We start from the raw sequence: 8,690 nt of genomic DNA, 5'->3' as shown, positions 1-8,690 counted from the left end.
GTAGCTTGGAAACTTATAAAAGTCTTTATCAAAGTCGTATGGAGGATTTGGGTTTTTGGCTGTTTTGTGTGTTATTTTCTCAAGGTATGTAACCTGGGCTTTTATGTCTTGTATATCTTTAACGCTATTCCATTCTTTATAAACTGCATCTATGTAAAAACTCAATGCTTTGCGGTAAATCTCAAGCGTAGGCATCAAGCTTTGGTTTCTGTTGAGTATTTTGAGTTTAGCGGTTTTGACTATTTTCACTTGACACCTCCTTTAAACATAAGTATATTATACCTCAGATTATTTAGTTGTCAAGAGGTATTTTATGGATTTAGACTCAAACAGACACGCAGTATTTAAGCTAACATACCACTTAGTTGTAGTAACTAAATACAGGCATAAAGTAATTAACGGTGAAATCAATGAAAGACTTAAGGCTATCACAAAAGACATTTTTGAAAATAAATGGCATTGTAAGCTTATAGCTGTAGAAACTGAAACAGACCATATGCACATTGCTTTTGAAGGCTATCCGCACTTGCAGTTATCAAAGCTTGTAAATAACTTTAAAACTGTTTCGTCCAGATTAATAAGAAAAGAATTTGCAGATTACTTAAAGCAATTTTATTGGAAACCGTTTTTTTGGAGTCCATCATATTGTATTTTAAGCACGGGTGGCGCTCCTATAGACATAATAAAGCAATATATAGAAAACCAAGAAAAACCCATCTAACCTCTCCTAAACAGAGTTATAGGAGAGGAATGCGATGGTAAGTTGGTTCAACTATTACCGAAATTGCTATGCAATTTGGTTTGCCTGTGTTTGAGGTAATAGAATTTTTAGGAAAAATAGGTTTTTTTGGAGAATATAAAGATAAAATAGATAAAGAAATATTAGAAAGTGCTCTTAACAGTTACAATAAATCTGTTTAATTATCAAAAATGATTAATTTTCCTCTTGACTTTTTAGTATTTTGTATTATTATATAACTGTATGTATAACATTACTGAATTTGCAAAGCTTATAGGCGTTACAGTCCAGACATTGCGCAAATGGGATAAGCAGGGAAAGCTAAAACCCGCTTATCTTACAAAAGGCAAGCATAGAATGTATAGCGAAGAACAGCTCAATGAGATTTTGCAAAGACAAGGCAAAGCTGAACGCATCAATGTAGGATATGCAAGAGTAAGTTCAGAACATCAAAAAGATGATTTGACAAGACAGATTAACCTGCTTGAATTGTTTTTGGCAAAGCAGGGCAAAAAATTTAAAATAATATCGGATATAGGTAGCGGTATTAACTACCAGAAGAAAGGCTTAAAAGAACTCTTAAAGCTTATTGCCGCAAAACAGGTTGATACAGTTTATATACTCTATAAAGACAGGCTTGCAAGATTCGGCTTTGAACTCATAGAAGAGTTTGCAAAACTCAATGACACAAAAATAGAACCAATAAATATTGAAGAAGAAAAACCGCCCGAAGAAGAACTTGTTGAAGATATTTTAAATATCATACACGTATTTTCCTGCAAGCTTAATGGTAAACGCTCTCACATAAACAAGAAAATAGCCCAGAGGCTTTTAGATGAACGCTAATAAACTTCCGCTTAACAGCGAACTAAGGATATTCACCATACGAATAAAAAACAAAAAGTTTGTTAAGACTCTGACAGACTATATCTACAAATACCGCCATTTTGAAAACATACTGCTTATACTAATCAAAGAAAATTATGAACTGTTTTTGCAAGGCAAGACTGAAAACGACTTTAAATACCTAACCAGCAAGATAACACTCAGAAACGCTCTGCTTAATTACAACTCCAAAAATTCTAAAGACAGCAATTACTTAAACGAAAAATATAAAGACCACAAACTATGGCAAGCTTTAAAAGAGACTGTAAAAACCATAAAACAGCACAATTTTACTTACTGCATAGAAAGAGTAAAAGCAAATTACAAAACCTACTTTACAAACCTTAAAGCTTATAATAAAAACTCATCCGCTTATACAGGAATGCCAAAGCCTCCAAAAGCCAAAAAGCTTTCAAAGCTTTTAAACTACTCAATAGATTTAGACAAATACTGTTCTTTGTCTTTTAAAAAACTCAATCAAAACCTAATTGGCATTAACCTTGCCGACAAAATGCTCTATATCCATCACAGCAAAAGCGATATAGAAAGCATAGTTGGCAATCTTAAAAACATTAACAGCGCTAAATTGGTATTTGACCGCAGTCAGATTTCTCTGCAGGTATCCTACATCAAGAAAATCAAACCCTTAAAGCTTTTAAAGCCTGTAAAAGAAGCAGGACTTGATATAGGCTTAAACAACCTTGCATCGCTTTTTGTAAACGATGAAACCACTCCATCTCTCATAGTGGACGGCAAACCATACAAGCATTACAATACAAAATTCAACAGGCTTTTGGGTAAACTGCAGGAATCTTTAAAAGACCATGTATTAGAATGGTCTATTTCTAAAACAGGCACTAAATATCCTGCAAAATACGATAAAAAAGGCTATCAGATACTGAAGTTTATTTCTTACTTGCACTCTAAGCGCAACCGCTTTTTCTTTGATAAGTTTCACAAGGTATCAAAACGCATATTAGAGTATTGCCAAATGCATGATGTAACAGACCTTTACATCTCAAAAAACCTTGCGCAGCTTAAAAACAATGGTGATTGCAACTTAAGAAAAGCCCAAAAGCAGAATTTCATACAGATACCGTTTATAAAGCTGCTTAAAGATATAGAATACAAAGCTAAATATTACGGCATCAATGTCCATATAATAGACGAAGCCTATTCATCTAAAACAAGCTCAGTATCGGGCAATGTAGTCTATATTCAAAAACAGGCTCAAGCATTAGGGCATGATACTATAAAACAGCTTGCCAAAACAGATTTAGCTAATGCTTTCTCTGGAAAGCGTGCTAAAAGGGGACTATTTATAGACACAACTATAAAAAAGGTATTCAACGCAGACTTAAACGGCGCAGTTAATCACATCAAGATAGCCAAAGACATTAACACAAGCTACTTAAAGCGCAAACTCTTTAAGCTATGCAACCCAATAAAACTAAAAAGCGACTGCGATTTTTGCAGACTGATGCAAAATAGCGTGTCGGGTAAGGCAATAGGCACTGACCTATTGCAGCGTCAGGTGAGCAATGCTCACGGCTCTAAATACGGTAAACTGAATTCTGGTAGCAGTTATGGTAATAGCTTATATCAGAGTTTAATAGGTTTAGAGTGACGGAAAGAATGGAACTAACCGAATTAGAAAAAAAAGAAAAAGAGATGAAAACTAAATTGCGTGAGCTGGAAAAAAGAAAGAAAGAAATTTTACTTAAACAGCAACTTAATAATTGCAAAAATTTAAAAGAACTATGCACTAAGTTTATCTTGGGTGAGATTGATGAAGATAGTTTTAAAGAAGCTGTAAAAAAGATTACCGATAAAGACAGCTTTAAAAAAGCAAGTGAACCTGTTACATAAAAAAAACAATTTTATTTTTTTTTACTTGACTTTTAAAAAAAAGTCAAGTATTATTTTGTAAAATAACATTTCGGAGGTGTCTTTTGGAAGAGAAAAAAAGCTTATCTAAAAGCGATGTGGTAGATGAACTCGCACAAAAAACTCAATTTAAAAAAGCGGATGCAGAAAAATTTTTAAGTGGTTTTATTGAGCTGGTTGAAAAAGAACTTAAACAAGGCAAAGAAGTAAACATTACAGGCTTTGGAAAATTCTATGTATCAAAAAGAGCGGCAAGAGAAGGCATAAATCCGCAAACCAAAGAAAAGATAAAATTGCCTGAAAGTAAATTGCCTATGTTTAAAGCAGGCACAAAACTAAAAGAAGCTGTTAACGGTTAAGTTTGACATTATCTAAGCCCTACCTACCCCCTTTTATATTTGCCATCATCACACAAGACACGATGATGGCGGTCTTTTTTTAAAAACTGTTAAAATTAGTTTTGTCTATTTTTAAAAAACAATTTCTTGATTTTTACTAAATAATTACTTATACTTTTAAAGATTTAAAAAATAAGGAGGTTATGATGGCAAAAAGTGAAAAAAAAGAAAAAGATAAGCAAAAAATAAAACAAACAGCTAAACCAGAAACCAAAACAAAAGCAGCTGCAACTACTAAAACACAAGCAACTAAAACACAGACAACGCAAAAACCAGAAACAAAAAAAGTGGAAGTAAAAAAACCAGAAACCAGCAAAAAGCCTGCACCTGTAAAAGCAAAGGCAGAAACTGCTAAAACAGAAACAAAGACAGAAGTAAAACAGACAAAGAAGCCAGAACCTGCAAAAGAGACAGCAAAAGAAATAAAAGAAACCGTAAAGGAAATGGTAATTAAAAAAGAACAGGCAAAGGCAAAACCATCTAAAACTGCTGATGAAACGCAAATAGAGGTTTTAAGTAAGCTTGATTTTATTAAAAGTTATGCCGAAAGGTTAAAAATAAGCGAAAAAGAAGCGCATATAATCGTTGATAACTTCTTGGATTTAGTGAAAGATACGCTTAAAGAAGGCAAGTTTATTAACCTTATAGGCTTTGGCAAATTTGCTTTTAAAATAAAAGGAGAAAGAATAGGCAGAAATCCTCTTACAGGTAAACAAGTAAAATTAAAACCAAGTAGAATGCCTACTTTTAAAGCAGGAAGAGAACTTAAAGAAGCCATCAAGCAACCATTAAAGTAGTCAACGCTGACAAAGCAGAACGATTAAGGATATAAGGGCATAAACGATAAGAATAAAAAGAGAGAAAAGAGTGTTAAAATAAGAGAGATAAAAGTGATTAGCGTGGAAACGATAAAGGGATTTAAGGAAATTAGGGCAGGAAAAACAAGAGAGATAAAATGAAATAAGGGCAAAGGAATGAGAGAGAAAAAGCGAAACAGGGGGGGCAAAGCCTGCTGGTTTTGCAAATACGATTGATTGCATTATTTGCTTATGGAAAAAGCATTATTTTTTATTAAAGACGCACCTGTAAAGCAATACCTAAAAGCTATTTTTGAAAACAAGTTTGAAATTGATGAGAGTTTTAGCATAAAACAACTGCTTGATGGTAATTTAATTTTAAATTACCAAGCAATAGTTATCGGAGAAAGTTTTGGTATTTTAACAAAAACAAAACTATGTGAGTTAATTTTAGATTTTGCCAAAGCAAATAACCACAAAATTTTAATCATTTTAATAAAATCTACCAGAGAAAAAATAAAAATAAACAGCAAAGATGTTTTTATTATTAATATACCGCACATACACGAAACGCTTTTAGAAATATTAAATAAAAAACACCTTAAAGAGAAAAAACAGACAAAAATAAAGCTTTATGAGTTTTTCCGTTCTGTAAAAGACAATCAAAAAATAACAATTTCAGCCTCCGATAAACAATTAGAGTGTTTAAGCGCAGGTAATAAATTTGTAATTTTAAAAAACGATTTTAGTGATTTTTTAGAAATTTTTTTAAATCCAAATATCAATATCAGTTGTCAAGACTTTAATACAAATGATTTTGCAATGCGTATTTCACAAGAAAACTACACTCAAATAACCATAAAACATTTTATAAGAAACAGTTTACAGAATATATTAGACGAAAATCATCTTTATAAGCTTTTACCAAAAAATAAAACAAAGATTTTTTTAAAGGCAAATTTATTTACTTTAAAAGAACTGCTTCCAAGTGATAGTCAAATAAATATTAACTGGTTGCATAGGCAAGCCCAGCTTACGATTGATGATATATTGAATATGCATAATTCTGTTAAAACATTGAGAGATATTGTGATAATGTATTTTGCAAATGCAATAGATTTAACAGATAATCAAGATAAAAGCAATAAATTTGATTTAAATATATCCTCTAGTCTTATACAAAAAATGGCAAGCAAAATTCAAAATATGTGAATAATTATTTTATATATTTTTTTACATTTTCTTGACTTTTTAAAAATTAAAACATATAATTTTATAGGAGATTTTTAAAGAAAAAAAGGAGTAATTTATGTCTGATGCCGAAAATGCCAAAAAAAATCAAATAATGGAACTTTTTAATTTTGCTTTCTTGCGAAAAGATTTTAAATCAAATATTGATGATTTAGTAATGATACATAACTTTATAGACTTGTTTATACTGATGAAACTCAATAGTATTTACAAATCTATGGACTACACTAATTTTTTATTTTTCCTTGAAAGCCAATTATTAATATCCCACGAACACGCATTGATTTTAATTGAAAATGTAAAAAACCTTGATGTCAATGAACTTAATATTTTAGACTCATACAGTCAGATAAAAGGCTTAATAAACCTTTTTGGAGAAAACTTAATAAAAAGCAGAGTAGAGTTTTTACCTAAAACCGATGAAATAGACAAACTCCGTGCAGTAAATAACAAACTTATTCAGCTTCTTATGAATTCAAAAATAGATATTGAAACTGTTTACAATGAAGTCAACCAAGCTTTGGCAGATAAAGAGGCAAAACAAGCTTTAAACGAACAAGCTCCCGGTGATGAGAGTAACGAGAGTAATGAGAGTGAGATTGGAGAAAATGAGATAGATGATAGCAAGGTCAGCCAAAAAAATGAGAATGAGAATAAAGAGAGAAAAAAAGGCAGACCAAGAAAAACGCAACCCGATAGGAGTGAAAAGTGAAACTTAGCGAAAAAGACGCAAACCTTATACTAAAAGATACATTCCCGATAGCATATTTATTTTTACAGAAATTTCCGAATACCACAAACAACGAAATCTATAAATTAAGCGGATTAGGCAATAACAGCATAATTAAAAACACATACTTGAAACGCTTAAAATTAGTCAGAAGTATACTTCAATTAAGCTTTTTTAAAGAACAGAAAACAGAAAAAGACACGCTAACCAGAAAAGACGAGGAACAGATTATAGCGCTTTATCTGCTTTTAAAAAATACAATAATGATTGCGGATATTTTAAATATACCGCACGAATTAGTAAAAATTTGCATAGAAAGAGAACTTGATAACTACTCAATTAAATACTGCGATAAATGCAATCTTAATTATTTATCAAGAAAAATCAGCATTGAAACAAAAACCGTTAAAGAATATTTTGAAACACCTTGCCCTCATTGCTTTAAGATGACAACAAAATATCCTAATGAAACCGAACCCATAGATATAAGTGATTATAAATATATGATACTAGATAAAAATACTTTAGAAACCGCATTAGATTACTTTGTAAAATTTAAAATGACAATTAATGTTTATAAAAGGGCAAAAGAAAAAGGCACATTCAGTAAAAGCAAAGCACCTACAATGCAGTATCTTTATGATGGCATTCTTTGGCTTTTCGGTAAAACAAATAAAAACTTCCCGCATACTTTTACAAGCGTATGCTCTGTTATCAAAGAAAGTCCAGACAAAATGCGTGATGATATACTGAAATTATTGTTTGTGGCAGAACAGGAAATTAAAAGCAGTTTAATAAAGCAGAAAATAGAAAATTTAAAAGTAGCAGAGAATATTATAGACTTTATAGAAATAGCTTCTTACTATGCTTTTATAGGTGCGGAAACCGACGAATTTAAAGAATATTTTAAAGAAAGATATATACAATGCAGTATACCATTTTTGTATAATTTTACTTTAACTTAAGTAAATTTTTTTAAATGCTTCTTCTATCGCATCTAAAGCGCTTTTTATTGCTTTTTCGTCGTCAAGCGGTATTGTTTTAACATTTACAGTGTTTGAGAAAAAATCATTTTTTAGTTGCATATCTTCATAGATTACCAAATTGTCATCTTCAAAAGAAACATAACTGAAATAGAAAAAGCTTTTATCATCTTCTCGTAGCTTTATTTTGCCTTTTTCCAGTCTTAAATCGTTGATCCGTCGACTTACATCTACCATTTTCTGTCAAAAACTTACTCAAGTAGACCCCGACGCTTCTGTGCTTTGGTTTGCCCAAAGCACAGACTTACCCGACACACTATTCTGCATGTTTTTTAGGAACTTGCAGAATTCGTAGTCGCTTTTTATTTTTATTGGGTTGCAAAGCTTAAATAAGCTGTTTTTTAGCCACTCAAAGCTTTTTGCTGCTGCAATCTTAATGTGGTTTACTGCCCCGTTAATATCAGCATTGAATATTTTAGATATTACTGTGTCTAAAAACAGCCCTCTCTCAACACGCTTTCCATTGAAAGCATTAGTTGATTTGGGCTTATTCAGCTGTATGCTGATTATGTCATCTGATATACAGCTTGATTTAGAAGAATACGCTTCATCTATCCAGTAAACATTTATACCCACCTCCTGTGCTTTATATTCAATGTTTTTTAAAAGCTTTATAAAAGGTATTTGGATGAAACCCTGCTTTACTGATTTGCTTAATTTACATTCCCCATTGTTTTTAAGTTCTGCAAGGTTTTTAGATAAGCAAAGGTCTGTTACATTGTTGAGATGCAAAAACTCCACAATGCGTTTTGAAATTTTGTGGAATTGATCATAAAAGTATTTGTTTCTTTTGAAGTATAAGAACGATATGAATTTATTTATGTCTTTGCCTCTTTGAGTATACTTTAATGGATACTTTGTATTTGTTTTAGAAGTTCCCCACTCCAATACCTCTTGAGACTTTGATTCATTGAGTTTTGATAATATCCTGTTGAACTTTGCATTATAGTGTTTAAATGG

Annotated in this window: 12 protein-coding genes and 1 pseudogene; 10 read left to right on the top strand and 3 right to left on the bottom strand. The window is 31.4% G+C overall.

Going from position 1 to position 8,690, the window contains the following annotated elements; genetic code table 11:
• Positions 1-249: pseudogene (locus DESAMIL20_RS01665) on the bottom strand (RNA-guided endonuclease TnpB family protein); the annotation flags it as partial.
• A 64-nt stretch (positions 250-313) separates the two neighbouring features.
• Here DESAMIL20_RS01665 and tnpA point away from each other — a divergent pair.
• The 10 genes from tnpA (at position 314) to DESAMIL20_RS01620 (ending at position 7,652) form a co-directional block, all read left to right on the top strand.
• On the top strand, positions 314-721 hold the full coding sequence (tnpA, locus tag DESAMIL20_RS01660) for an IS200/IS605 family transposase (RefSeq protein WP_086033149.1): 408 nt from the start codon (positions 314-316) through the stop codon (positions 719-721).
• A gap of 68 nt (positions 722-789) precedes the next feature.
• Positions 790-921: a hypothetical protein gene (locus DESAMIL20_RS10745; RefSeq protein WP_275074212.1), complete on the top strand. Its 132-nt coding sequence runs from the start codon at positions 790-792 to the stop codon at positions 919-921.
• A 61-nt stretch (positions 922-982) separates the two neighbouring features.
• Positions 983-1,585: an IS607 family transposase gene (locus DESAMIL20_RS01655; RefSeq protein WP_086033148.1), complete on the top strand. Its 603-nt coding sequence runs from the start codon at positions 983-985 to the stop codon at positions 1,583-1,585.
• Positions 1,575-3,251 (top strand): transposase, encoded by a 1,677-nt coding sequence (locus tag DESAMIL20_RS01650; RefSeq protein ID WP_204218549.1) that lies wholly within the window; start codon positions 1,575-1,577, stop codon positions 3,249-3,251. Before DESAMIL20_RS01655 ends, DESAMIL20_RS01650 begins: the two co-directional genes overlap by 11 nt.
• An 8-nt stretch (positions 3,252-3,259) precedes the next feature.
• On the top strand, positions 3,260-3,493 hold the full coding sequence (locus DESAMIL20_RS01645) for a hypothetical protein (protein ID WP_086033147.1): 234 nt from the start codon (positions 3,260-3,262) through the stop codon (positions 3,491-3,493).
• Between the two features lie 83 nt (positions 3,494-3,576).
• Positions 3,577-3,870, top strand: a complete 294-nt coding sequence (locus DESAMIL20_RS01640; protein WP_086033146.1) for an HU family DNA-binding protein — start codon at positions 3,577-3,579, stop codon at positions 3,868-3,870.
• A 185-nt stretch (positions 3,871-4,055) separates the two neighbouring features.
• Entirely contained in the window at positions 4,056-4,706 is a 651-nt protein-coding gene (locus tag DESAMIL20_RS10560) for an HU family DNA-binding protein (RefSeq protein WP_204218548.1), read from the top strand.
• Between the two features lie 252 nt (positions 4,707-4,958).
• Positions 4,959-5,918 (top strand): hypothetical protein, encoded by a 960-nt coding sequence (locus DESAMIL20_RS01630; protein ID WP_143340219.1) that lies wholly within the window; start codon positions 4,959-4,961, stop codon positions 5,916-5,918.
• Positions 5,919-6,015: 97 nt separating this feature from the next.
• A complete protein-coding gene (locus DESAMIL20_RS01625; RefSeq protein ID WP_086033144.1) occupies positions 6,016-6,669 on the top strand; it encodes a hypothetical protein in 654 nt (217 codons plus the stop codon).
• Complete coding sequence (locus DESAMIL20_RS01620; protein ID WP_086033143.1) at positions 6,666-7,652, top strand: hypothetical protein; 987 nt, start codon at positions 6,666-6,668, stop codon at positions 7,650-7,652. The genes DESAMIL20_RS01625 and DESAMIL20_RS01620 overlap by 4 nt, the downstream gene beginning before the upstream one ends.
• On the opposite strand, the gene DESAMIL20_RS01615 is transcribed toward DESAMIL20_RS01620, so the two are convergent.
• Both DESAMIL20_RS01615 and DESAMIL20_RS01610 read right to left on the bottom strand, forming a co-directional pair.
• Positions 7,644-7,907 (bottom strand): hypothetical protein, encoded by a 264-nt coding sequence (locus tag DESAMIL20_RS01615; protein WP_086033142.1) that lies wholly within the window; start codon positions 7,905-7,907, stop codon positions 7,644-7,646. The two genes, DESAMIL20_RS01620 and DESAMIL20_RS01615, sit on opposite strands and share 9 nt — an antisense overlap.
• An 18-nt stretch (positions 7,908-7,925) precedes the next feature.
• On the bottom strand, positions 7,926-8,690 hold a 765-nt coding region (locus DESAMIL20_RS01610), incomplete at its 5' end, for an IS200/IS605 family accessory protein TnpB-related protein (RefSeq protein WP_143340218.1).

Source organism: Desulfurella amilsii, assembly GCF_002119425.1.
In the GTDB taxonomy this organism is placed as follows: Bacteria; Campylobacterota_A; Desulfurellia; order Desulfurellales; family Desulfurellaceae; genus Desulfurella; species Desulfurella amilsii.
The sequence above is the reverse complement of the archived record's forward strand: the minus strand, read 5'-3'. Positions and strand labels throughout refer to the sequence as shown.